This window comes from Phenylobacterium sp. VNQ135, from assembly GCF_049445735.1.
Taxonomy (GTDB): Bacteria; Pseudomonadota; Alphaproteobacteria; order Caulobacterales; family Caulobacteraceae; genus Phenylobacterium.
In genome coordinates this window covers 380229-403349 of record NZ_JBMSDS010000005.1, presented here as the reverse complement: position 1 = coordinate 403349, position 23121 = coordinate 380229, and the positions used below count along the sequence as shown (strand labels likewise).

27 protein-coding genes are annotated in these 23121 nt (G+C 69.8%); 10 read left to right on the top strand and 17 right to left on the bottom strand.

Annotation, left to right across the window (positions count from 1 at the left end; all coding sequences use genetic code 11):
• Window positions 1-18: 18 nt before the first annotated feature.
• Both ACO2Q0_RS19760 and ACO2Q0_RS19755 read right to left on the bottom strand, forming a co-directional pair.
• Window positions 19-726 carry a lysophospholipid acyltransferase family protein gene (locus ACO2Q0_RS19760; RefSeq protein WP_423353227.1) on the bottom strand — a complete coding sequence of 236 codons (708 nt, stop codon included), beginning with the start codon at window positions 724-726 and terminating at the stop codon, window positions 19-21.
• Window positions 723-2492, bottom strand: a complete 1770-nt coding sequence (locus ACO2Q0_RS19755) for an ABC transporter ATP-binding protein (protein WP_423353226.1) — start codon at window positions 2490-2492, stop codon at window positions 723-725. The genes ACO2Q0_RS19760 and ACO2Q0_RS19755 overlap by 4 nt, the downstream gene beginning before the upstream one ends.
• Before the next feature lie 80 nt (window positions 2493-2572).
• On the opposite strand from ACO2Q0_RS19755, the gene ACO2Q0_RS19750 reads away from it, so the two are divergent.
• The gene (locus ACO2Q0_RS19750) at window positions 2573-3256 is read left to right on the top strand and encodes a fused DSP-PTPase phosphatase/NAD kinase-like protein (protein ID WP_423353225.1); all 684 of its coding nucleotides are present in this window, start codon (window positions 2573-2575) and stop codon (window positions 3254-3256) included.
• A gap of 60 nt (window positions 3257-3316) precedes the next feature.
• Window positions 3317-3532 carry a hypothetical protein gene (locus ACO2Q0_RS19745; protein ID WP_423353224.1) on the top strand — a complete coding sequence of 72 codons (216 nt, stop codon included), beginning with the start codon at window positions 3317-3319 and terminating at the stop codon, window positions 3530-3532.
• Between the two features lie 9 nt (window positions 3533-3541).
• Here ACO2Q0_RS19745 and ACO2Q0_RS19740 read toward each other — a convergent pair whose 3' ends face one another.
• From ACO2Q0_RS19740 to ACO2Q0_RS19720, 5 genes are read right to left on the bottom strand one after another with little or no spacing between them, the layout of a single operon-like run.
• Window positions 3542-3775, bottom strand: a complete 234-nt coding sequence (locus ACO2Q0_RS19740) for a DUF4170 domain-containing protein (RefSeq protein ID WP_257836062.1) — start codon at window positions 3773-3775, stop codon at window positions 3542-3544.
• A 32-nt stretch (window positions 3776-3807) separates the two neighbouring features.
• On the bottom strand, window positions 3808-4590 hold the full coding sequence (locus tag ACO2Q0_RS19735) for a 3'(2'),5'-bisphosphate nucleotidase CysQ (protein WP_423353359.1): 783 nt from the start codon (window positions 4588-4590) through the stop codon (window positions 3808-3810).
• Between the two features lie 2 nt (window positions 4591-4592).
• A complete protein-coding gene (locus ACO2Q0_RS19730) occupies window positions 4593-5924 on the bottom strand; it encodes a TldD/PmbA family protein (protein ID WP_423353223.1) in 1332 nt (443 codons plus the stop codon).
• A 36-nt stretch (window positions 5925-5960) separates the two neighbouring features.
• Window positions 5961-6362 carry an MAPEG family protein gene (locus ACO2Q0_RS19725; protein ID WP_423353222.1) on the bottom strand — a complete coding sequence of 134 codons (402 nt, stop codon included), beginning with the start codon at window positions 6360-6362 and terminating at the stop codon, window positions 5961-5963.
• Between the two features lie 13 nt (window positions 6363-6375).
• Entirely contained in the window at window positions 6376-7902 is a 1527-nt protein-coding gene (locus tag ACO2Q0_RS19720) for a UbiD family decarboxylase (protein ID WP_423353221.1), read from the bottom strand.
• A 45-nt stretch (window positions 7903-7947) separates the two neighbouring features.
• On the opposite strand from ACO2Q0_RS19720, the gene ACO2Q0_RS19715 reads away from it, so the two are divergent.
• Entirely contained in the window at window positions 7948-8166 is a 219-nt protein-coding gene (locus tag ACO2Q0_RS19715; RefSeq protein ID WP_423353220.1) for a hypothetical protein, read from the top strand.
• On the opposite strand, the gene ACO2Q0_RS19710 is transcribed toward ACO2Q0_RS19715, so the two are convergent.
• Together ACO2Q0_RS19710 and ACO2Q0_RS19705 are read right to left on the bottom strand one after the other, a co-directional pair.
• Window positions 8163-8495, bottom strand: a complete 333-nt coding sequence (locus ACO2Q0_RS19710; RefSeq protein WP_423353219.1) for an MmcQ/YjbR family DNA-binding protein — start codon at window positions 8493-8495, stop codon at window positions 8163-8165. The genes ACO2Q0_RS19715 and ACO2Q0_RS19710 overlap by 4 nt on opposite strands.
• On the bottom strand, window positions 8492-8839 hold the full coding sequence (locus ACO2Q0_RS19705; protein WP_423353218.1) for an MmcQ/YjbR family DNA-binding protein: 348 nt from the start codon (window positions 8837-8839) through the stop codon (window positions 8492-8494). The genes ACO2Q0_RS19710 and ACO2Q0_RS19705 overlap by 4 nt, the downstream gene beginning before the upstream one ends.
• A gap of 91 nt (window positions 8840-8930) precedes the next feature.
• Here ACO2Q0_RS19705 and ACO2Q0_RS19700 point away from each other — a divergent pair, with 91 nt between their 5' ends.
• On the top strand, window positions 8931-9125 hold the full coding sequence (locus ACO2Q0_RS19700) for a hypothetical protein (protein ID WP_423353217.1): 195 nt from the start codon (window positions 8931-8933) through the stop codon (window positions 9123-9125).
• 90 nt (window positions 9126-9215) lie between these two features.
• Window positions 9216-11195 carry a redoxin domain-containing protein gene (locus tag ACO2Q0_RS19695; protein ID WP_423353216.1) on the top strand — a complete coding sequence of 660 codons (1980 nt, stop codon included), beginning with the start codon at window positions 9216-9218 and terminating at the stop codon, window positions 11193-11195.
• Between the two features lie 47 nt (window positions 11196-11242).
• Here the strand turns inward: ACO2Q0_RS19695 and ACO2Q0_RS19690 are convergent, their stop codons facing one another.
• Window positions 11243-11587 (bottom strand): VOC family protein, encoded by a 345-nt coding sequence (locus ACO2Q0_RS19690; RefSeq protein WP_423353215.1) that lies wholly within the window; start codon window positions 11585-11587, stop codon window positions 11243-11245.
• A 141-nt stretch (window positions 11588-11728) separates the two neighbouring features.
• Between ACO2Q0_RS19690 and ACO2Q0_RS19685 the strand changes: the two genes are divergently transcribed.
• Together ACO2Q0_RS19685 and ACO2Q0_RS19680 are read left to right on the top strand one after the other, a co-directional pair.
• The gene (locus tag ACO2Q0_RS19685; RefSeq protein WP_423353214.1) at window positions 11729-11956 is read left to right on the top strand and encodes a hypothetical protein; all 228 of its coding nucleotides are present in this window, start codon (window positions 11729-11731) and stop codon (window positions 11954-11956) included.
• Window positions 11949-12155 carry a hypothetical protein gene (locus tag ACO2Q0_RS19680; protein ID WP_423353213.1) on the top strand — a complete coding sequence of 69 codons (207 nt, stop codon included), beginning with the start codon at window positions 11949-11951 and terminating at the stop codon, window positions 12153-12155. The genes ACO2Q0_RS19685 and ACO2Q0_RS19680 overlap by 8 nt, the downstream gene beginning before the upstream one ends.
• Before the next feature lie 45 nt (window positions 12156-12200).
• On the opposite strand, the gene ACO2Q0_RS19675 is transcribed toward ACO2Q0_RS19680, so the two are convergent.
• From ACO2Q0_RS19675 to ubiA, 4 genes are all read right to left on the bottom strand, one after another.
• Window positions 12201-13550 carry a CAP domain-containing protein gene (locus ACO2Q0_RS19675; RefSeq protein WP_423353212.1) on the bottom strand — a complete coding sequence of 450 codons (1350 nt, stop codon included), beginning with the start codon at window positions 13548-13550 and terminating at the stop codon, window positions 12201-12203.
• Window positions 13551-13632: 82 nt separating this feature from the next.
• Window positions 13633-14295 carry a class I SAM-dependent methyltransferase gene (locus ACO2Q0_RS19670; protein ID WP_423353211.1) on the bottom strand — a complete coding sequence of 221 codons (663 nt, stop codon included), beginning with the start codon at window positions 14293-14295 and terminating at the stop codon, window positions 13633-13635.
• The gene (locus ACO2Q0_RS19665; RefSeq protein WP_423353210.1) at window positions 14292-15239 is read right to left on the bottom strand and encodes a fatty acid desaturase family protein; all 948 of its coding nucleotides are present in this window, start codon (window positions 15237-15239) and stop codon (window positions 14292-14294) included. The genes ACO2Q0_RS19670 and ACO2Q0_RS19665 overlap by 4 nt, the downstream gene beginning before the upstream one ends.
• Window positions 15240-15248: 9 nt before the next feature.
• Entirely contained in the window at window positions 15249-16172 is a 924-nt protein-coding gene (gene ubiA, locus ACO2Q0_RS19660) for a 4-hydroxybenzoate octaprenyltransferase (protein ID WP_423353209.1), read from the bottom strand.
• 361 nt (window positions 16173-16533) lie between these two features.
• Here ubiA and ACO2Q0_RS19655 point away from each other — a divergent pair, with 361 nt between their 5' ends.
• Complete coding sequence (locus ACO2Q0_RS19655) at window positions 16534-18324, top strand: ABC transporter ATP-binding protein (RefSeq protein ID WP_423353208.1); 1791 nt, start codon at window positions 16534-16536, stop codon at window positions 18322-18324.
• A gap of 20 nt (window positions 18325-18344) precedes the next feature.
• On the opposite strand, the gene ACO2Q0_RS19650 is transcribed toward ACO2Q0_RS19655, so the two are convergent.
• From ACO2Q0_RS19650 to ppk2, 3 genes are all read right to left on the bottom strand, one after another.
• Window positions 18345-18746, bottom strand: coding sequence for an endonuclease domain-containing protein (locus tag ACO2Q0_RS19650; protein WP_423353207.1), 402 nt, complete (start codon window positions 18744-18746; stop codon window positions 18345-18347).
• A gap of 124 nt (window positions 18747-18870) precedes the next feature.
• On the bottom strand, window positions 18871-20070 hold the full coding sequence (locus ACO2Q0_RS19645) for a winged helix-turn-helix domain-containing protein (RefSeq protein ID WP_423353206.1): 1200 nt from the start codon (window positions 20068-20070) through the stop codon (window positions 18871-18873).
• 32 nt (window positions 20071-20102) lie between these two features.
• Window positions 20103-20855: a polyphosphate kinase 2 gene (ppk2, locus tag ACO2Q0_RS19640; protein ID WP_423353205.1), complete on the bottom strand. Its 753-nt coding sequence runs from the start codon at window positions 20853-20855 to the stop codon at window positions 20103-20105.
• A 48-nt stretch (window positions 20856-20903) separates the two neighbouring features.
• Here ppk2 and ACO2Q0_RS19635 point away from each other — a divergent pair, with 48 nt between their 5' ends.
• Both ACO2Q0_RS19635 and ACO2Q0_RS19630 read left to right on the top strand, forming a co-directional pair.
• Window positions 20904-21620 (top strand): 16S rRNA (uracil(1498)-N(3))-methyltransferase, encoded by a 717-nt coding sequence (locus tag ACO2Q0_RS19635; RefSeq protein WP_423353204.1) that lies wholly within the window; start codon window positions 20904-20906, stop codon window positions 21618-21620.
• Between the two features lie 129 nt (window positions 21621-21749).
• On the top strand, window positions 21750-23105 hold the full coding sequence (locus tag ACO2Q0_RS19630; protein WP_423353203.1) for a glutamate--cysteine ligase: 1356 nt from the start codon (window positions 21750-21752) through the stop codon (window positions 23103-23105).
• Window positions 23106-23121: the final 16 nt, after the last annotated feature.

Here is a 23121-nt window from a genome sequence, read left to right as displayed (position 1 = left end):
AGTTTCAATGCGGCGGACCTATCCTGGTCGGCTGACGAGGGCCTCTGCCCGCCGGGTGGCCGCGGAGAGCCGGCGCGACCAGTCTTCGATCAGGGCGGCGATTTCGGCCTCGCCGGCATCGGCCGGGACGTGCAGGGGGCCTTCCCAGACGACGGCGCCCCGGCCGAACGGCGCGGCGAACATCACCCTGTCCCAGGTGTCCTGCAGCTGCCAGGCAGGATTGGCGGCGATGCCCATCAGGAACACCGGCTGGCCCGAACGGCGGGCGATCTGCAGGGCGCCCGCCTGGATCACCTCGTTGGGACCGCGCGGACCATCCGGCGTGACGACGAGGGCGCCGCCGCCCGCCACCCAGCCGGTCGCCTCCCGGATCGCCGCCACCGCCGCGCGGGCCTTGGCCGCATCGCCCTTCTTGGCCGAGGACACGCGGATCGCCGGGAAGCCCGACATCTGGAGCGCCCGGGCGATGAACTCGCCGTCCGCCGAAGGCGAGACGAGGCAGCGCGTCCGCTTGCGCCACCATTGGGGGGCGGTCGCCAGGCACAGCGGGATCCGGCCATGCCAGAAGAGAGCGATCGCCCCGGCCGCGTCGTCCGCCAGCACAGGCTCGACGCACGCCACGTTCTCGTGCCGCCAGCGGACGGTCCGCAGCACGACCCGCAGATAGGTCCCCAGCAGCCAGCCCAGCACCGCCTGGACGCCGTCGCTCCGCAGCAGCCTCTTCAAGCGGGTTCGGCCTCGAGGTGCTGGCTCTTGGCCAGGCGGGCGTAGAGGCCGCGCTTCTTCAGCAGGCTCGCGTGGTCGCCGGTCTCGACGATACGGCCGCGGTCGATGACGTAGATCCGGTCGGCGCCGCGCACGGTGGAGAGCCGGTGGGCGATAAGCATGGTTGTGCGGCCGGCCATCAACCGGGCGAGCGCCGCCTGCACCTGGGCCTCGCTCTCGGTGTCCAGCGCGCTCGTCGCCTCGTCGAGCAGCAGGATGGGCGCGTCCTTCAGGAAGGCGCGGGCGATGGCGATCCGCTGGCGCTGGCCGCCCGACAGCCGCGCGCCGGCCTCGCCCACGGTGGTTTCGTAGCCGTGCGGCAGCGCCAGGATGAACTCGTGCGCCGCAGCCGCCTTGGCCGCGGCCTCGATCTCGGCTTCGCTGGCGTCCGGCCGCGCGTAGCAGATGTTCGCGCGGATGGTGTCATCGAACAGGAACGGCTCCTGGGTGACGAGGGCGATCTGATCCCGCAGCGACGCCAGCGTCACATCGCGCACGTCGAGGCCGTCGATGGTCACCCGGCCGGAGGTCGGGTCGTAGAAGCGCGGGATGAGGTTCAGGATCGTGCTCTTGCCGCCGCCGGAGGGGCCGACCAGGGCGACCGTCTCGCCGCGCCGGGCCTCCAGGGTGACGCCCGCCAGGGTGGGGGCGCCTTCGGGCCCGTAGCGGAAGCCGACGTCCTCGAACCGGACCGTCGCCTGGCCTCGCGGCATCGCGCGCGCGCCCGGCTTCTCCCGGACCTCCGGCTCGACGTCCAGGGCGGCGAACAGGCGGCGGGCCGCCGACATGCCCTCGGCGAAGACGGTCTGCAGGTTGGCGAGCTGGCGCAGCGACTGCGACGCCACGCCGAGCGCGGCGATGAAGGCCACGAACGCGCCTACGGTCATGCCGCCCTGCTGCGAGCGCCAGCCGGCGTAGGCGATCACCGCCGCGGTGATGAGGGTCATCAGCAGTTCGGTTGTGGGGGCGGCGCGGGCCCGGGCGTTGGCCCCCTTCGTCAGGTGCTTCTGGCGTCGGCGCACCACTTCGCCGACGCGGGCCTCCTCGTAGCTCTCGCGGTTCTCCAGCTTGACGACCCGCACGCCGTCCAGGCTCTCCATGATCGCCGTCGACAGCGCCGAGGTCTCGGCCATGGCGCCCTTGGCCGCCTTCGTCGTCCGTTTGGCGAAACGACGCATGATCAGGCTGGCGGCGGGCAGGGCGACGATGAGCAGCAGCGAGAGATTGCGGTCGTTGGAGATCATCACCGTGATCGCGCCGATCACGATCAGCAGGTGCTGGGTGTAGTTGATCACGCCCGACGTGGCGGCCTCGCGGATCAGGCCCGCGTCGTACAGCACCGAGGAGACGTAGGAGCCGGAGTGGGCGCTGCGCAGCCGGGCGAGGTCGGCCCGCACCAGCTTGCCGAACAGCTGCACCTGGATGTCGCCCACCACCGCATTGCCGATGCGGTTCACGAGCGTCGCCTGGGCGATCTGCGCCAGCGCCCGCAGGATGGCGTAGACCGCGATAGTCAGCGGCAGGGCCACCAGGGCTCCGGGCTTGTGGTTGACCATCAGGTCGTTGGTCGCAGGCTCCAGGATCTGCACCAGCTTGGTGGTGAACCAGGCCGCCGCGATGCCCGCGAGCAGGGCGCCGGTCCAGGGCGCCCACCGCGGCGCGAGGTAAGCCTTCGCCACCCGCGCGATCAGGTCGCGGCCAGATAGCTCGGGCAGGCTGTCGCTCATGGGTCTGGGGTCGGACGTCGGGGCTGCGAAGTCAAGCGGGGCGACTTCCTCTGGCGGCCGCTTGGCCCTACTTAGCGGCCATGAACGAACAGCCGGTCCGGAACGGATTCGACGTCAGCACGCCCGGCGGGCGGCTGAAGACCTATCTGGACTATCTCTGGAACGACCATGCCTACCTGCGCCTGGGCTTCTCCAACGCTCATTGGATTTCGGAGGAGCTGGTCCGCACCAACCAGCCCTGGCCGCACCAGCTTGCCCTGTGGAAGGCGCGGGGCATCAAGACCGTGATCAACCTGCGCGGCGGGTTCGACGCCAGCTTCCACGCCCTCGAGAAGGACGCCTGCGAGCGGCTCGGCCTGACGATGGTGGATTTCACCATCACCTCGCGCGAGGTCCCGAGCGTGCAGCGGGTGCTGGGCGCCAAGCGGCTGTTCGAGACCATCCAGTATCCGGCCCTGATGCACTGCAAGTCCGGCGCGGACCGGGCTGGCATCATGAGCGTGCTCTACATGCACTTCCGGAAGGGCAAGACGATCCGCGAGGCCATGGACCAGCTCCACCTCCGCTACCTGCACGTCAAGCAGGGCAAGACGGGGGTGCTGGACTACACCTTCGAGCGCTACCTGGAAGAAGGCGAACCCGCGGGGATGAGCTTCCTCGAATGGGTGGAAAGCCCGATGTACGACCCGGCCGGCATGAAGGCGAAGTTCAGGAGCCAGATGCTGGGATCGCTGCTCACCGAGCGGCTGCTCCGTCGGGAGTAGCTGGCGCAAAGAGTCGCCTCGCCGACGGACGGCTCGCCCATAGCGTGCAACAGTTCGCGCATGGAGGAGGGGCTGACCATCAGCGCGGCGGAAGAATACTGCACCCTGCTGTGCGTCAGGGCGGATGGTGTTGCGCCGGTGGTGGACCTGGCCCCCTGGACCGAGCTGGAACAGCTCCAGACCCATGCCCGACGGCTGCTGGGCGAGCATCGGAGCTGCCACGCGGTCGAGGTCTGGCGCGGCGGCGCCTTGCTCGACCGCATCGAGCGCGACTAGGCCCTGTCGTTACTCGCCGGCCGCCGGCGACAGCAGCTTGTGGGCGTGGATCACGAAGTAGCGCATGTGCGCGTTGTCCACCGTCTCCTGGGCCTTGGCGCGCCAGGCGCGGACGGCTTCGTCGTATGACGGAAAGGCGCCCACCAGGTCGACCTTCGACAGGTCGCGGAATTCCGGCGGGCCGTTGAGGGACTTCAGCTCGCCGCCGATGACGAGGTGAAGGAGCTGTTGGCTGTCAGGCATGATGTTCGGAAACGCTTTCAGGACCGGAAGGGTCAGTTTGCGCTGCCGATATGCCGGACCCGGTCCAGGATCAATGGGGTGAGCGCCGGCGCGCAGCAGACGAGGCTCGCCTGCACCGGTTTCGGCCGGTTGTAGCGGAAGGTCTGGCCGTGATGGTCGCCGACGAAGGCGCCCGCCTCGGTGGCGATGAGGTCGGCCGCCGCCAGGTCCCAGTCGTGTTTGGCCACCGGCGCCACGGCGGCGTCGAACTGGCCCCCCGCCACCAGGCACATGCGGTAGGCCGTGGAGTTTCGGGCCTCCACCTGCATCTCGGGCCAGGGCGTGGGCCAGCTCGGATGCCGGAACAGGTTTGGGTCGCCCGCCATGCGGCAGGCCTCCAGCGTCTCCCGGCCGCCTACCCGTATCGCCTCGCCGTCGAGGGTCGCGCCCTGGCCCGCATGGGCGGCATAGGTCTCGCCCACCTCCGGCGCGAAGACGACGCCGGTCACCGGCCGCTCGCCGTCGACGACGGCCACCGACACGGCCCACCAAGGCCGGTCGTTCAGGAAGGCCCTCGTCCCGTCGATCGGATCGACCACGAAGATGCGCTGCTGGGCCAGGCGAGCGGGATCGTCCGCCGTCTCCTCGGACAGCCAGCCGTAGTTGGGTCGGGCGGTGAGCAGCCGTTCCTTGAGCAGCCGGTCGGCCGCCAGATCGGCGTTCGTGACCGGCGAATTGCCGGCCTTGTACTCGATCTCCAGCCCCTGCCGGCGGAGCTTGCCGGCCAGTTCGCCCGCCTCGCGGGCGGCGTCGAGGAGGAGGGCGAGGTCGTCCAGCGTCAGCGTCCTGCGATGGCCAGCTTGTCGACCAGCAGCGACGGCGAATTGGAGGCGCCGCGGAACTCGAGGTCCGACCCCGGGACCAGCCGGCCGTAGATGTCGATCAGGTTGCCGGCCACGGTGATCTCGCTCACCGGATAGGTAATCTCGCCGTTCTCGAACCAGAAGCCCGAGCAGCCTACCGACCAGTCGCCGGTGTTGCCGTTCAGCGAGGGACCGAACATCGAGGTGATCAGCAGGCCCGAGCCGGCGTCCTTCATCAAGCCGGCGAGGTCCCTTTCGCCGGGCTGGAGCGTCAGGTTGCTGGGCGATACGCCCGGCGGTCCGGCAAGGCCGCGTGAGGCGTGGCCGGTGGTCGAGAGGCCGAGCTGCCGGGCCGACGAGGTGTTCAGCAGCCAGGTGGTCAGCACGCCCGCCTCGATCAGGTCGCGGCGCTGGTTGCGGACGCCTTCGTCGTCGAAGGGCGACGAGCCGAGGCCGCGGCGCTTGTGCGGATCGTCCGTGATGGTGACGCCGGGCGCGAACACCGGCTGTCCGAGCTTGTCCTTCAGGAACGAGGTGCCGCGGGCGATGGCCGGGCCGGAGATGGCGCCGATAAGCGGGCTCATGAGAGAGGCGGCCAGGCGGTTCTCGAAGATCACGGGCGCGGTCGTGGACGCGATCTTGCGCGCGCCCAGGCGGCTGGCGGCCCGGCGGCCGGCCTCGGCGCCCAGGCTGTCGGGCGCCGGCAGGTCGGCCTCCCAGCGGGCCGAGCGGCCGTCGTAGCCCGTCTCCATGCCGCTCTCGTCGCCCGCGATGGCCGAGGCGCCGATGGAGAAGCCCGACGCACGGTGCACGCCGGTGAAGCCGGCGCTGGTGGTCAGGATCCACCGCGACGACGACCACGAGCCGCTGGCGCCGTCCGAGTTGGTCACCTTGGGCTGGGCGCGGGCGGCGGCTTCCGCGATGCGCGCACGCTCTTCGAGCGCCTCAGGCGTGGGTTCGGTCGGATCGTAGAGGTCGAGGTCGGGCAGGGGGCCGCGCGCCAGCGCCTCGGGATCGGCCAGGCTGGCATAGGGATCTTCCGGCGCCAGCTTCGCCATGGCCACGGCGCGCTCCACCAGCTTGGCGCGGGCCTCGGGGGAGATGTCCGAGCCCGAAACCGTCGCCTGCCGGCGGCCGACGAACACCCGCAGGCCGAGATCGCGGGACTCCTCGCGCTCCACCTCCTCCAGCTCGCCCTCGCGCACGTTGACCGAGAGGCTGCGGCGCTCGGCGCCCACGGCTTCGGCGGCGTCGGCCCCGGCCTTGAGAGCGGCGGCCACGACGTCGTTCAGCAGGTTTTCGTCCATCCCGGCCATATGGCCGAGCGCGAGCCCCGCTACAAGCTAGGGGACGGCGTAGAAGATGAGCGCCGCGCCCAGCACCACATAGGCGATCCACGTGGCCAGCGTGCCGATCGCCCGCGGCAGGGTGGCGTCGCCGCTGCGCGACAGGCCGACGGCGTGCAGGAGCCGGCCTGCGAACAGCACCAGGCCCACGGGGTGGATCAGCAGCGGCGGCGCGCCGGCCAGCGCCAGGATCGCCAGGCCCCCCAGCGCGGCGGGGACGTGCTCGCTGGCGTTGCCGAAGGCCCGGATCGCGTGGCTCAGCGCCGGCACGCCGCCGTCGCCCAGGGAGACGCCGTGCTTGCGCCGCTGGCGGGTGACGAGCACCGACAGGACCAGCAGCAGGAAGATGTGCAGCCCGGCCCAGAGCGCGGCCGCGTGCGCGGATGCGGTGACGTCCATGCGATCCTCCGGCCTAGTCGACGGGCCGGCCGTCGCCGGGCAGGCCGAGCTTAGCCCACTTCTCGGTCACCGTGTCGATGACGGACTGGTCCATGTAGAGCTTCTCGCCCCACTCGCGCTTGGTCTCGGGCGGCCACTTGTTGGTGGCGTCCAGGCCGATCTTGGAGCCCAGGCCGCTCTCCGGACTGGCGAAGTCCAGGTAGTCGATCGGCGTGTTTTCGATGACGGTGATGTCGCGGGCCGGATCCATGCGGGTCGAGACCGCCCACATGACGTCCTTCCAGTCGCGAGCGTCGATGTCGTCGTCCACGACGATCACCCACTTTGTGTACATGAACTGACGCAGGTAGCTCCAGACGCCCATCATCACGCGCTTGGCGTGGCCGGGGTAGGCCTTCTTCATCGAGACCACGGCGATCCGGTAGCTGCAGCCCTCGGGCGGCAGCCAGAAGTCGACGATCTCGGGGAACTGCTGGCGGATCAGCGGGATGAAGACCTCGTTCAGCGCCTCGCCCAGCACGCTGGGCTCGTCCGGCGGCCGGCCGGTGAAGGTGGTCAGGTAGATCGGGTCCTTGCGCATGGTGACCGCCGTCACCTCGAACACCGGGAACCGCTCGACCGAGTTGTAGTAGCCGGTGTGGTCGCCGTAAGGCCCCTCGTCGGCGTACTCGTCGAGGTGCACATGGCCTTCCAGCACGATCTCGGCCTGGGCCGGCACCATCAGCGGCACGGTCTTGGCCGGCACGAGGTCCAGCTTCGCGCCGCGCAGCAGGCCGGCGAACTGGTACTCCGACAGCGTGTCCGGCACCGGCGTCACCGCCGCCAGGATCGTCCCCGGATCGGCGCCGATCACCGCGCACGCCGGCAGAGGCTCGCGCTTGCCGGCGCCTTTCCAGCGCCGGTGGTGCTGGGCGCCGCCGCGGTGCGCGAGCCAGCGCATGATCGTCTTGTTCCTGCCCAGCACCTGCATGCGGTAGATGCCGAGGTTGTAGTCGTCCTCGCGGTCGTCGGACGGCCCCTTGGTCACGACCAGCGGCCAGGTGATCAGCGGCGCGGGCTCGCCCGGCCAGCAGCTCTGGATCGGCAGCTTCGACAGGTCGATCTGGTCGCCCTTCAGCACCACCTCCTGCACGGGACCCGACTTGCGGACCTGAGGCCGCATGCCCATCACGGTCCTGGCGAGCGGCAGCATGTCCCAGGCGTCCTTCAGGCCGCGCGGCGGCTCGGGCTGGCGCAGGAAGGCCAGCAGTTCGCCCACCTCGCGCAGCTCGCCTGCGGTGGTGCGTTCCTTGCCCTCCAGCGTGACCCCCATCGCCACGCGCTTGACCGTGCCGAACAGGTTGACCAGCGCCGGCATCGTGGACCGTTCGCCGTCGGCGCGGACGACGTTCTCGAAGAGGACGGCCGGTCCGCCGGTCGCGAGGAGGCGGCGCTGGATCTCGGTCATCTCCAGGACGGACGACACGGGCTCTGTGACGCGGACCAGCTCGCCCGCGGCCTCCAGCTTGTCCAGGAACTCGCGCAGCGATCGGTAAGCCATGCGGGCGATTTACCCCCCGGGCTCCCGCGGGTCTAGGATGGGGCCATGAAGCGCCTCGACCTCGACGACCTGCCGCCGAAGATCGCCGCCTTGCTGGAAGGCCTGGAAGCGGGCGAGGAACTGCTGCTCGTCCAACACGGCGTGGTCGTGGGCCGGCTCACCGCCGGCGCCGGCGCAGGCCCCGCCGAGCCCGAGCTCCCGCCAGAGCAGCACGCCCGCGAGGTCTTCGAGAACTTCCGCGCCGCGATCGAGGACGAGTTCTAGCCCTCCCAAGCCTTCAGCACGCTCTTCTTCGCCACCTGCCGGAAGCGACGCTCCAGGAAGCCGCGCACGACGTCCGGCTCCAGCCGCTCCAGCGTCGCCACCACGCAGCGCGCCTGCTTGAAGTGGCCGTCCGCCCAGAAGACATCCGGCTCGGCTTCGGTGAGCATCTCCACCTCTTCCACAGGCACGCCCGTCAGCATGGCCCGGCCGCCGCCCAGCAGGCGGGCCAGGTCCTTACCGTTGGCCTTGAAGTAGATCGATCCCATGTTCGCCCCTTCCACCGTCTCGGGAAGGGAGAGGCACAGCGCGCGGAAGTCGTCCTCGGTCACGCGCCGCGCGCCTTGTCCCATTCCTTCACGACCGACTTCTTCGCGATCTTGCGGAACCGGCGCTCGAGGAAGTTGCGGAACGAGCCGGGATGCAGGCTCTCCATCCGGGCCAGCACGCTGGGATAGTCCTTGTAGTGCGGCGTGATGTGGAAGGTCGCGGGCTCGGCCTCAATCAGCATCTCGCGCTCGTCGAACGAGACGTCCATCAGCACCAGGCTGGCGTCGTCGCGCCGCAGCCGCGTGAAGAACTTTCCGTCCACCAGATAGGCCGGTTTGCCGTAGCTCGTGCCCTTCGTCGCGCCGGGGAACGCGAGGACGATCGCCTCCATCTCCGCTTGCGTCATCGTGGTTCCTCGACAGCCTTAAGTAGTTTTCCGAAATGGCGAACGCCGGTCGCCGCGCGCATACCCGATCGTCAGTCGGGGTCGAACCGTAATGTACCAGCTTCGCGTGATCGCCAGAGGATCTCTCGTTCCCATCGAAATCCTGTCCATCGAGCGGGCGTCGGAGGTGCTGAGCAGCATTCCACAGCTTCTCGCGCGGCATGGGGACTGCGAACGGATCGAAGTGCTCGCCCGCACCACGCCGCTGTTCGCCGTCGACTGTCGCGGCCAGCCGCTGCAGGGCTGAAGCGCCCTTCCAACGACCTGACACAATTGCGCAATGCGCGTCGGATCATCCTGTTCGGATAACAAGAAATTCCGGACGGGAGGCTGGAGCATGGGTGTGGCGCGACGGGCGGGCGTGAGAGCCGCCGTGATGGGCCTGATGATGGCGATGGCGGCAGGATTGCTGCTGTCTGGTCAGGCGCGGGCGGCTCAGACCGTCGACAATTTCCGGCTCGCCGACCAGAACCTGATTGCGCGCGAGCTGTATCGGAACGCCGACGCCAAGGCCGTCGTCCTGGTCGCCTACGCCTCGGGCGATGCCCAGCTCCGCAAGGACGCGCCGGCGCTCGCCGCCCTCAAGCGAGACTACGCCGGCAAGGGCGTGGAGATGTTCGGGGTCACCTCTCGGCTGGGCGAGAAGCGCGACGTCGTCAAGGCCGAGGCCGCCAGGCTCGGTCTCCAGATGCCGATCCTGTTCGACTACCAGCAGCTTGTCGGCGAACAGCTCGGGATCAGCCGCGCCGCCGAGGTCTTCGTGGTCGACCCGAAGAGCTGGCAGGTGCTCTATCGCGGCCCGGCGGCCGGCGCGCGCGCCGCCGTCGACGCCCTGACCGCCGGCCGCAGCGTCGCCTTCACCCAGGCCGCCGCCAAGGGTTCGGCCATCGCCTTCCCGGCCAAGGCCAAGGGCGGCTTCACCGAAATCAGCTACGCCCACGACGTGGCGCCGATCATCAAGGCCAAGTGCGCCACGTGCCACCAGCCGGGCGGCATCGGCCCGATGCCGCTCAACACCTACGAGCAGGTGAAGGGCTTCTCTCCGATGATCCGCGAGGTCATTCGCACGAACCGTATGCCGCCCTACATGGCCGACCAGACCGTCGGCCACTTCAAGGACGACGACCGCCTGAGCCCCGAGCAGATCAAGACCCTCGTCCACTGGATCGAGGGCGGCGCGCCGCGCGGCCAGGGCGAGGACCCGCTGGCCAAGATCGACTTCAAGGCGCCCGACTGGCCGCTGGGCAAGCCGGACGTGATCGTCGAGATCCCGGCCTTCGCCATCCCGGCCCAGGGCGTGCTCGACTACCAGCGTCCGGTGGTGCCCAGCGTCATGACCGAAGGCCGTTGGATGAAGGCCACGACCTTCCGCGTCACCGACCGCCAGGCGGTGCACCACATCCTGACGGGCGTCGTGGACGGCAATTTCAAGACCGGCGACACGGCGACGGAGACCCAGTGGGGCGCCTCGCTCGGCGGCTACGGGCCGGGCCGCGGCTCGAACATCAACCCCGACGACCACGGCGTCTGGGTGCCGCCCTCCGGCGGCGTGGCCTTCCAGAACCACTACACGCCCTATGGCCGCGAGACGGTCGAGAAGACCCAGATGGGCATGTACTTCTATCCGAAGGGCCAGGAGCCCAAGTACGTGCTCCGCACCATGGGCATTTTCGACTTCTCGATCGTCATCCCCGCCAACACCGAGGAGCACCACGAGCACGCCTACATCCAGTTCCCGAAGGAGGCGATCCTCTACGGCCTGACGCCGCACGCTCACCATCGGGGCGCCTCGGCCAGCGTGTCGGTGATCTATCCGGACGGCCGGGAGGAGATGCTGCTCTCGCTGCCCCGCTACGACTTCAACTGGCAGTACGAGTACTTCCTGGCCGAGCCGCTGAAGATCCCGGCCGGCACGAAGGTCGTGACCCGCTACACCTATGACAACTCCAGGCGTAACCCCGCCAACCCGGACCCGAACAAGGTGGTCACCTGGGGCGAGCAGTCGTGGGAGGAGATGCTGGCGACCTACCTGCACTACCGCTGGGTCGACGAGACCGTGCAGGACCAGAAGCCGGACTACGACAAGCAGCTCCAGGCCACCCTCTTCATGGGCGCCATGGACGACGACTTCGACGGCAAGCTGCAGAAGGCCGAGCTGAAGGGCCAGACCGGGGACATGATGGCCAAGTTCTTCGGCGTCATCGACAAGAACACCGACGGCGCCCTGGACCCGGCGGAACTCCGCGAAGCCCAGAAGCTGATGCCCCGCCGCCGCCAGTCGGCCGAGGCCGAGACGCCGAAGGCTCCGGGGAACTGAGCCGCCTGACCGGCGGGCTGAGCCTCAGCCCGCCGGTTGCGCGAGCCTTACCCCTCGCTCCAGACCGCCAGTTCGTTGCCGGCCGGATCCTGGAAGTGGAAGCGCCGGCCCCCGGGGAAGCTGAAGATCGGCGTGCTGATCACGCCGCCGGCCGCCTTCACCTTCGCCTCCATCGCCTCGAGGTCGTGGGCGTAGAGCACCACGAGCGGCGGCTTCTTCGGCGCGTCCGGGCCCGGCTTGTAGAAGCCGCCGTCCAACCCTTCGCCGAACGCCTGATAGTCGGGGCCGTAGTCCTGGAACGTCCAGCCGAACGCCTCGGCGTAGAACGCCGTCTGTGCGGCCATGTCCTCGGCGGGGAGCTCCACATAGTCGATCTTGCCGTCTTCACGCATGGCGTCGCCTCCTGATGTTCTATATATGTTCTAGATCGAGGCTTCCCAGGACGCAACCGCCCGAATTCTTCGCCTAGGTGAATTTCAGGAACCCCGCGCGGCGCCAAACTCCTCATCCGCGCGGGAGTAACGCTTGTGTCAGTGTCCGTTCGAGATGTTCTGGTCTCCATCCAGCCTCTGGAGGGCGGCTGGCGGATGGATTGTTCCGCAGGCCTGGAGCCGATCGTGTTCGGCTCGGGCGCGAAGGCCGAGGCGCAGGCCCATGCGCTGGCCCGCAAGCTGGCCCGGGCCGGAGCCGACGCCCGGGTGGAGGTTCATGACCGCGGGCATCGGCTGGTCGGGACGACCCGGTACTTCGCCGATGGCTGACTATCGCGTGCGGGTGCGCGGACCGGGCGGGCTCTTCGGGGCCGATGTCGCCCTGGACTGCGAAACCGACGACCAGGCCCTGGTCATCGCGTGGAGCATCGAGAGCCCCTACGGCCACGAGGTGCGCTCCGATGGCCGCCTTCTCGGCGTGTTTGAAGCCGGTTGGGGCACGGACTTCCCCGCCCAGGATGAGGACTAGAGGGCGACAACCCGCGCCGCCCCGGCTCCCGCTGCCGTGGCCTGCTCAGCCGACGGTGAGCCAGTCGCCGGTGAGGCTCGCCATCGAGACGCCGACCAGCTCGATGCGCGCCCCGCCCGTGACGTTGATCACAACGTCGTTGCCGACCTGGCCGAAGGAATAGGTGGAGCCGGCCACGAGGTTCACCCGATCGCCCTCGGCGCGGTTGAAGTCGAGGATGCGGTCGAGCCCCGCCTCGCCGAAGCTGTGGAAGGTGTCGGCGCCGGCCCCGCCGGCGATGGTGTCCTCGCCGCGGTCGCCGGCCATGTAGTCGGCGCCGAAGCCGCCGGTGATCAGGTCATGGCCCTGGCCGCCGCGCACCACGTCGTCGCCCGCGCCGCCGTCGGCGGTGTCCTGGCCGAGATTCCCCAACACCACATCGTCGCCGTCTTCCCCGAACAGCACGTCCTGCCCCTGGCCGCCGACCACCCAATCGCCATCCGGGCCGCCGACCACGGTGTCCTCGCCGAGGTTGCCGTGCAGGTCGTCGAAGGCCGCGCCGCCGTACAGGCTGTCGTTCCCATCCTCGCCGCGCAGGAAGTCCTGGCCCACCGTGCCGGTCAGGGTGTCGTTCCCGGCTCCGCCATACAGCGGCGTGCCCGCCAGGTTGTCGTTCCCCGGCGTGGCCCCGCCGCCCGCGGCCTGGGGATCGGCCCAGTCGACCTTTACGTTGGCGGAGCCGACCGTGACCGTCCGCGTCACGCTGGCGAAGCCGCCGCCCGAGAAGGTGACGTTGTACGTCCCGGGCGAGACGGCCAGCTCGTAGCCCCCGGCCTGGGCGTAGGTGCTGGTGGCCCCGACCACAGCCCCGCCGGCGGTGGCGACCGTCACCGTCAGGCCGCCCAGGCCCTCGCCCACGTCATAGCGAAGGTCGCCGTCCAGATCGTCGAACGCCACGCCGGTGATGAAGAACGCCGTGCCCGTCTTGGCGAAGTTCTGGGTCGCCATCACGGCCTGGTAGCCCTGATACTCGCCGAGCTCGATGCCGACGCCCAGCTCCCGCAGCGTGGCATTGACGATGTTGGCGTGGTGGCCCGGAGAGGCAAGGAGCTGCTGGTGCAGCAGCTCGACGTCGTCCTGCAGGGTGGGCGTGCCGTTGATGCTGCGCAGCGCCAGGTTCTCGGCGGTGGTCCAGGAGCCGGTGAGCTGGTAGCCAGCCGCCGCCATCCGGGCGGTTGGGCTCGAGCCGCCGGCGCCTTCGTGGGTGAAGGTGTCGGTCTGCAGCACCCACTGGCTGTGGAGCTCGGCGGATTCGCCGAGGTCGGGGTCCCAGGCGAGCGGCTGGACTCCCTGTGAGATCCGGTACTGGTTCACCAGTTCCAGCATGTACTGTTCTAAGGCGGTCGGAGCGGGCATCGGACCCTCGGAAGTTGCAGCCTCCCGAGATTTCAACGCAGAAGCGGCGGAAAAGGGGCCCAAGGCGGCGCTTGGGCGGGCCTCAGGGCAGCGCCCAGACCGCGGTCTTCTTGACCTCCATGTCTTCCAGCTCCCGGGTGGTCGGCACCTGGTATTCGGCGAGCTTCACGAGGCCCTCGCGCGGGAAGTAGCTGCGGCCGGGGTCGCCGATCAGCACGGTCGCGCCGCGGGCCCGCGCCTCGCCCAGCCACGCCATGACGCGGGCCGCCAGCGGCTTCTCGTAACAGATGTCCCCGGCCAGGATCACCTTGGCCCAGGCAGGGGCCGGGGCGTCCAGCAGATCGGCGTCGGTGAATTCCGAGGCCACGCCGTTGGCGTCGGCGTTCACCGCCAGGGCTGCGCCGCAGAACGGGTCGATGTCGGCCGCCAGCACGCGCGCCGCGCCGGCCTTCAGCGCCGCGATGGCGACGATCCCCGACCCGGAGGCGAAGTCGATGACCCCCTCGCCGGCGACGACCTCGGGATTGTCCAGAACGTAGCGGGCCAGCGCCTGGCCGCCGGCCCAGGCGAAGGCCCAGAACGGCGGCGGCAGGCCGATCTCGGACAGCGCCTCCTCGGTCATCCGCCAGATCGGCGTGATCTCGTCGGCGAGATGCAGCGCAAGCTCCGGCGTGTGCGGGGGCCGCTGGACGCGGGTGTTCTCGAGGATGAAGGCGCGGCGGGCTTCGAGCGTGGGGGCGATCACGCCGCCACGGCTACGCGCTCGGGCTTGCCGGACGCAAGCTTCAGCACCTGCAAATAGCCCGGGGCCGACAGCATCCGCTCGGTCACGCCGGCCCGCTCCAGATGCCGACGAACCTTCGGCAGGTTGTAGCAGGGCACATGCATGAACATGTGGTGCTCGCAGTGATAGTTCACCCAGTAGGGGGCGAGCAGCGCACGCTCGAGCCAGTTGGCGTGGGTGGTCCGCGCGTGCCGCAGCGGGTCGGGCTCATCCTTCGCCACCAGGGCATGTTCGGCGATGTTGCGTAGGCGCGTGACCATCGGGAGCCAGGTGGCCTGCGGCAGCAGCCACAGCACCGGCCAAACCCACCACAGGCCGAACGGGGCGGTCAGCGCGACGGTGACGGCCATGCCCAGGAAGAACCGCTTCCGGCGGACCACGGCGTCCTTCAGGATCGGCCACAGCGGCTCGTGTGGCTTGCGGTTGCGGATGCGGTCGACCAGTCCCGACCACTTCAGCTTGTAGTAGGTCTGGCCGGTCAGATCGCGAACGATCTTCCGGCGCAGCGAGGTCCGCGTGATCGGGAAGGGCGCCGACAGCACCAGGTCGGGATCGTCGGCTTGCTGGGCGTATTTGTGGTGTCCCAGGTGGTAGGGCCGGTAGGCCATCAGGTCTCCGGTCGTCAGGTGGTTTCCGACCCAGTCGTTGACCTTCAGGTTCGGATGCAAGGCTCCGTGCGCGGCGTCGTGCATCAGGATGGCCAGGCCCAGCTGGCGGGCGCCGATGATCATCACCGCGAGGGGAATGGTGATCGGCCAGACCACGGCCATGGCCCCGGCCAGGAAGATCACCGCCCACGCGTGGGCGACCAGCGCCGGACCCTTCCAGTTCGACCGGCGGGAGAGCGGCGCCCATTCCTCGGGCGAGAAGAAGTCCTTGGGACTGACGCGGGCGGCTGCGGCCATGGGCCTATTCTACGCCGTAAACGCGCCGGCTGCGATGGCCACGAACAGGATCAGGCCCGCCCAGGCGTTGGATTTGAACAGGAACAGCGCCTGCGCCGGCTCGTCCACGCGCACGCGGCGGGCCTGCATCACCAGGTGCGCCGCGTAGAGGGCGAACAGCGGCAGGAAGAACACCGACAGCCCCGCCGTCAGGCCCGCCGCCAGCGCGAAGGCGAGGCTGAGCCCGTAGAACACCGCGACGCCCCGCTGCACGTGGGCGCCGAGCCTCCGCGTCGACGACTTCACGCCGACGAGGGCGTCGTCCTCCAGGTCCTGGATGGCGTAGATCGTGTCATAGCCGAGGGTCCAGAACAGCCCGCCGAGGTAGAGCAGCAGGGCCGGCGGCGCGAGCTCCCCCATTGCCGCCGCGAACCCCAGCAGGGCGCCCCAGTTGAAGGTCAGGCCCAGCCAGGCCTGCGGCCACCAGGTGATCCGCTTCATGAACGGGTAGGCCGCCACCAGGGCGCACGAGGCGACGCCCAGCCCGATCGCCAACGGGCCCAGCGTAAGCAGGATCAGGAACGAGACCAGGCTGCAGCCGATCAGGAACGCCCAGGCCTGCTTGACGCTGATCTGGCCCGAAGCCACGGGCCGCGCGGCCGTGCGCGCCACCTGGGCGTCGATGTCCCGGTCCACGATGTCGTTGAAGGCGCAGCCCGCCGCCCGCATCAGCGCCGCGCCGACAAAGAACTTGGCGAGCAGGATCGCATCCGGCCACCGCCCCGCCATGGCGCAGGCCAGCGCGATCCCCTGCCAGCCCGGCAGCATCAGCAGCCAGATACCGGCCGGCCGATCGAACCGCCCCAGCTTCAGCCAGGGCCGCAGCGCCGCCGGCGCATGCCGGTCCACCCAGTTCGCGGGCGCGGCGTCGGGAAGGCGGGCGGAAGTCGTCATGTGGCGGGCTTAGCAGACGCGGCGGTGTGGCTGAAATGCCGCTTGCGAAACCATGTTCTACCGCCGCCTTGACCGCTGTTGAGCCCAGGCCTACGTGAACGCCTTCGAGGCTGAAGAGGGAGGACTGCATGATGTTCGTCACGCCGCTTTCCCGCCGACGCTTCGGGCCGCCGCCGCCGCACCTCTAGCTCGCCCGGACAGCCCGTCCTGAGGCGCTCGCCGGTCCCCCGCGCGAAGCGATCCCGCGTGCTCGCGGACCTCCCGGACCTCTCCTCATCGCGAACCCCAGTTCCAGTTTCCGCCGGTCCTCGGCGCGCGCCCGCTGCCGGCGCGCCCAGGGTCGGCCCATCCGAGATCCGTCATGACCGACCATTACGAAGACGACGACGAGACCAAGAAGGATCGCGTCCTCAAGAACTCCCAGGTGCTGGGCTTCATCGCGCGCTTCTGGCTGCGCCGGCGGATGCTGTTCTTCGCCTCCGTCGGCCTGATGCTGGTCGCCATCGGCTTCGACCTGGCCCTGCCGTGGGCGGCGGGCCGGCTTGTCGACGCCGTCGCCACCACGCCCCGCGAGCCGCCGGCCGCCTGGCGCGCCTGGATGATCTTCGTCGGCGTCTATGTCTGCTTCAGCGTGGTCCGCAACCTGGCCTTCCGCTTCTGGAATCCGATGGCCGCCGCCAACATGAAGGAGATGACGGACGAGGCGTTCCGGCACGTGCAGCGCTTCTCGGCCGACTGGCACGCCGACACCTTCGCCGGCTCGACGGTCCGCAAGATCTCCCGCGCGATGTGGGGCTACGACAGCGTGTCGGATGCCGTGGTGCTGTTCCTCGGGCCGGCCGTCATCGTGCTGCTCGGCCTGTCGGTCAGCATGCTGCTGCGCTGGCCGGCGGTGGGCCTGTTCTCGCTGATCACGGTGACGCTCTACATCGCCGCCAACGTCTGGCTGACGGCGGTCTACGTGCGGCCGGCCAACGTCCGCTCGGTCGCGCTGGACAGCCGGATCGGCGGGGCGCTCTCGGACTCCATCTCGTCCAATCCGACGGTCAAGGCGTTCGGCGCGGAAGCGCGCGAGGAGGCCCGCGTCGGCGAGGTGACCGAGCTGTGGCGCCACCGCTCGGTGATCACCTGGAACCGCTTCCTGGACGTCTGGTTCGTCCAGAACGTCATCCTGATGGTGTTGCAGGCCGGCCTGTCGGGCCTGCTGGTCCGGCAATGGGCCAGGGGCGAGGCCAGCGCCGGCGACGTCGCCTTCGCCATCACCTCGTTCATGCTGATGAGCGGCTATCTCCGGAACGTCGGCGAGAACATTCGCATGATGCAGAAGGGCCTCGACGACGCCGAGGACGTCGCGGCCTATGCGCGGATCGAGCCCCAGGTGCCGGACCACGCGGGCGCCGCCGTCTTCCGCCGCGACCTGGGCGAAGTCGCCTTCGACCGCGTGACCTTCCGTTACAAATCGGCGGAGCAGGACCTCTATCGCGACTTCAACCTGCTGATCGCTCCGGGGGAGCGGGTCGCGCTGGTCGGGCCCACGGGCTCGGGCAAGTCGACGTTCGTGAAGCTGGTGCAGCGGCTCTACGACGTGCAGGGCGGCCGCATCCTGATCGACGGCCAGGATGTGTCGAAGGTCGCCCAGGCGAGCCTGCGTCAGGCGATCGCCGTGGTGCCGCAGGATCCGGCGCTGTTCCACCGCACCATCGCGGAGAACATCGCCTACGCCCGGCCCGACGCCACCCAGGCCGAGATCGAGCTCGCCGCCCGGCGGGCCCGCGCCCACGACTTCATCGTCCGCCTTCCCAAGGGCTACGACACCCTGGTCGGCGAGCGGGGCGTGAAGCTGTCGGGCGGCGAGCGACAGCGCGTGGCGATCGCGCGTGCGTTCCTCGCCGACGCGCCGATCCTGGTGCTGGACGAGGCCACCTCGTCGCTGGACGTCGAGACCGAGCGCCAGGTGCAGCAGGCGATGGAGGAGCTGATGGCCGGCCGCACCACCATCGTGATCGCCCACCGCCTGTCGACCATCCGCGGCGCCGACCGGATCCTCGTCTTCGAGAACGGACGCATCGTCGAGGAGGGCCGCCACGCCGACCTCGTCAAGAAGGGCGGCGCCTACGCCCGCCTGCACGCGGTGACGGAAGGGATGATCTAAGCCGAAAGCTCCTCCCCCGCTCAGCGGGGGAGGTGGCGCGAAGCGCCGGAGGGGGCGTCAGGCCTCGCCGGCCGCTCAGCGGCCAGCCGCACGATTCCTTCCGCGATGCTGTCGGGATCGCGAAGAACATCGGCGGCCGCGATCCGGTACACGCTGATGCCTTCACCTCTCAGGTAGGCGTCGCGTCGGGCGTCCCTTCGCGGCCGATCCTCCGTGCCATGCGCCCAACCATCCACCTCGACGCAGAGCCGTGCCTGCGCGCAATAGAAATCGAGCACGTAGGGCCCGACGGGGTGCTGCCTCCGGAAGGCTGGTCCGCCGTCTTCGCGGCGCCGTAGCCGAACCCACAGCAGCGTCTCGGGAAGGGATAGTTCCGCCCGCAGCCGCTTGGCTCGCCGATGAACATGCGTATGCGCCCTCACGCCCCCTCCGTCTCGTCGCTACGCGCCGATCCACCTCCCCCGTCGCTGGCGCGACAGGGGAGGAGCCTCTTCCTGCTCCTCCCGCGCCAGGCGGGGGAGGTGGCGCGCAGCGCCGGAGGGGGCCTCATCCGACGGCGGTTTCGAGCGCTCCCGCCAGGTCGCCGCGGCGCTCGACCCGCACGGTTTGCAGGCCAAGCCAGCCGGCCATCCGGCGCAGCTCGTGGGCCAGGCGGACCGGCGTCTCGTCGCTCGCCCAGGGCTCGGCGTGGCTCGCCTGGACGATCAGGACGCCAGCCTTGCGGTCGGCCTTCAGGTCGACGCGGGCGGTGAGGGCGTCGCCCTCCAGGAACGGCAGGACATAGTAGCCGTGGGTGCGCTTCTCGGCCGGGGTGTAGATCTCCAGCCGGATCTTCACGCCGAACATCCGCTCGGTGCGGTCCCGGAACCAGATCAGGTTGTCGAACGGCGAGAGCAGGGCATGCGCGCCGATCCTGCGCGGTCGGCGCGCCGAGGGATCGAGGTAGGCCGTCTCCCGCCAGCCCTTCACCGTCACGGGGACGAGATCGCCGGCCTCGACCAGTTCGCCGAGCCGGAGCTTCGTCTCCTCGACGCCCATCCGGAAATAGTCGCGCAGGTCGCGGGCCGTCGCGATCCCCATGGCGCGTGCGGCGATCTTCAGCAGCTCGCGCTGGGCCGCGTCCCGGGGCGGCGTCGGCGTCTCGCGCACCGCCTTGGGCAGCACCTTCTCGGGCAGGCCGTAGACCCGCTCGAACGTCCCGCGTCGACTCGCCGTGGTCAGCTCGCCCGCCCAGAACAGGCCCTCCAGCGCCCGCTTGGCGTCGCTCCAGCCCCACCAGCCGCCCTCGCCCTTGTGGCCCATCTCCAGCTCGGAGGCCGAGAGCGGGCCCCGGTCGTGGATCTCCGCCAGCACCTTGTCGACGAAGTCCCGCCGCTCGCGCAGGAAGCGGGCGATGCCCGTCCAGGTGCCGACGCCCGCCTGCGCGTCCTCCATCCGCCAGCGGAACAGCGGCTGGCTCGCCAGCGGCAGGAGCGAGGCCTCGTGCGCCCAGTATTCGAAGAACGCCTTCTTCTTCCCCCAGGCCAGCTCCTCCAGGAGGTCGCGCGGATAGGCGCCCAGGCGCGAGAAGGCCGGCAGGTAGTGGGTGCGCGAGACCACGTTGACGCTGTCGATCTGCACGACGCCAAGCCGGTCGACGAGCCGGGCGAGCTGGCGCCGGCCGACCTCGGCCTCGCGGTCCTGTCCGAAGCCTTGCGCCGCGAGCGCGATGCGCCGGGCCTCGCCGGCGGTCAGGGAATCCCTCATCCGTCCAGGCTAGAACGAACGGAGAACGATGGTCAACGGAACAGCCGGCCCGCAGCCGCCTCGGAATAGGCGAACACCACCTCCGGATCGGGCTCCGCCGCGTCGCGCGCCATCTCGGGCGCCAGCGCCTTCAACAGGAAGCGCAGGATGTTCAGGCGCGCCTGCTTCTTGTCGTCCGTCTTCACGATGGTCCACGGCGCGTGTTCGCTGTGGGTGCGGGCCAGCATCTCGTCGCGGGCCGCGGAATAGGCGTCCCACTTCTCCTGGGCGACGGCGTCCAGAGGGCTGACCTTCAGGGCCTTCAGCGGGTCGGACCGGCGCGCGTCCAGCCGCCGGGCCTGCTCCTCGCGGGAGATGTCCAGCCACAGCTTGACGATCTGGAGGCCCCCGTCGGTGAGCATCCGCTCGAAGATCGGCGCATCCTGCAGGAACACCTCCTGCTCGGTCAGGGTGGAGAAGCCCATGACCCGCTCGACGCCGCCGCGATTGTACCAGGAGCGGTTGAGGATCACGATCTCGCCCAGGGCCGGCAGGTGGGACGCATAGCGCTGGAAGTACCACTGTGTCTGCTCGCGCTCGGTGGGCTTGGGCAGGGCCACCACGCGGGTCTGGCGGATGGAGAGATACTCGACGATGCGCTTGATCGCCCCGTCCTTGCCGGCCGCGTCGCGGCCCTCGAAGATGACGAGGTCCTTCTCGCCCGCCTCGATGGCCCGTTGCTGGAAGCGCACGAGACCCAGCTGCAGCGCCTCGATCTCGCGGTCGTAGTCGTCTTTCTTGCCCATGCGGCCCAGCCTATGCGCGGATGATCAGGGGAGGCTAGAACGCGCCAGATGATCCGTCTGTTCGTCCCCCACGACCTGACCGCCCGCGCCGAGCTTCTGCTGGACGAGAGCCAGAGCCGCTACCTCGCCGCCGTCATGCGCGCGAAGGCCGGCGACGAACTGCGGGTGTTCAACGGCCGTCAGGGTGAGTGGCGCGCCCTGGTGGCCCAGGTCGGCAAGCGCGCGGTGACGCTGCAGGTGATCGATCCCGCCCGGCCGCAGGCGCCCGGCCCCGACCTCGACCTCGTCGTCGCCCTGGTGAAGCGCGCGCCGCTGGAGACCATCGTCGAGAAGGCGGCCGAGCTGGGGGCTCGACGCATCCGCCCGGTGGTCACCGAGCGCACCAACGCCGACCACACGCGCGTCGACCGGCTGCGGGCCATCGCCACCGAGGCCTCCGAGCAGACCGGCCGCCTGGACGTGCCCGAGGTGCTGGAGCCGGTGAAGCTCGAGAGCCTGATCGCCGGCTGGGACGGCGGCCGCCGCCTCCTGTTCTGCGACGAGGCGGGCGACGCGCGGCCGGCGCTTCAGGCGCTGGAGGGCGCGTCTGGCCCCTGGGCCATACTGATCGGGCCCGAGGGCGGCTTCTCGCCCCGGGAGCGGGAGATGCTGCGCGGCCTGCCCTACGCCACGGCCGCCACCCTCGGGCCGCGCATCCTGCGCGCCGACACCGCGGCCATCAGCGCCCTCACGCTCTGGCAGGCGGCCGCGGGCGACTGGCGCTGAGGCGTTCCGCACTTGAGCTTGACGGAATTGCCCCCACCTACCTGAACGGCCTAAAGATGCGGCCGCACGGACCCTTCCCGCTCGGGGGATCCATTCCGGGCGATCCAGGTTGGGCTGGGGAGGTGTTGAATGGTCGAAGTCGCCTGCGGCGATCGTCCGCTCGTGTTCGAGGACCTGGTCCGCTGGTTCGAGCAGGGCGCCAAGCCCGCCAGCGAATGGCGCGTGGGCGCCGAGCACGAGAAGTTCGTCTTCAAGCTGGGCAGCCATGAGCCGGTCCCTTACGAGCCCGGCGGCATCAAGGCGCTGCTCGACGGCCTGACCCGCTTCGGCTGGCAGCCGGTCTACGAGGGCGAGAACGTCATCGCGCTGGAGCGCGGCATGGCCAACGTCAGCCTGGAGCCCGGCGGCCAGTTCGAGCTCTCCGGCGCCCCGCTCGAGACCGTCCACGACATCTGCGAGGAGACCGGCCAGCACCTGCAGGAGGTGAAGGTCGTGGCCGACGAGCTCGGCCTGGGCTTCCTGGGCCTGGGCTTCACCCCGCTCTGGACGCGCGAGCAGATCCCGGTGATGCCCAAGGGCCGCTACAAGATCATGCGGCAGTACATGCCGAAGGTCGGCTCCATGGGCCTCGACATGATGTTCCGCACCTGCACCGTGCAGGCGAACCTCGACTTCGGCTCGGAAGCCGACATGGTGGCCAAGTTCCGCACCTCGCTGGCGCTGCAGCCGATCGCCACCGCGCTCTTCGCCAACTCGCCGTTTAATGAGGGCAGGCCCACGGGCTTCCTGTCGGCGCGGGCCAACGTCTGGACCGACACCGATCCCGACCGCACCGGCATGCTGGACTTCGTGTTCCGCGACGGGTTCGGCTTCGAGACCTATGCCAACTACGCCCTCGACGTGCCGATGTATTTCGTGAAGCGCGACGGGCAGTACATCGACGTGGCCGGCCGCTCGTTCCGCGACTTCATGGCCGGAAAGCTGCCCGAACTGCCGGGCGAGAAGCCCACCCTCAAGGACTGGGCCGACCACACCACCACCATCTTCCCCGAGGTGCGGCTGAAGCAGTACCTCGAGATGCGCGGCGCCGACTCCGGTCCGTGGAGCCGCCTCTGCGCCCTGCCGGCGCTGTGGATGGGCATCCTCTACGACAGCGCCTCGCTGGCCGCCGCCTGGGACCTCTGCAAGCACTGGGAGATCGACGATCACGAGCGGCTGCGGGCCGACGTGGCGCGCCTCGGCCTCAAGGCCCAGGTGAGCGGCCGATCGGTTGAGGACGTCGCGCGCGACATGCTGGCCATCGCCTCCGAAGGCCTGAAGCGCCGGAACCGCCTCTCCGGCGGCCTCGTCGACGAAAGCGGCTATCTGTCCGAGCTGCAGCACATCGCCGAGACCGGCGTCACGCCGGCCGAACGCCTGCTGGAGCTGTACGAGACCCGCTGGGCCGGCGACGCCGGCCGGGTCTTCGAAGACTTCGCGTACTGAGGCTCGTATCGCGCCT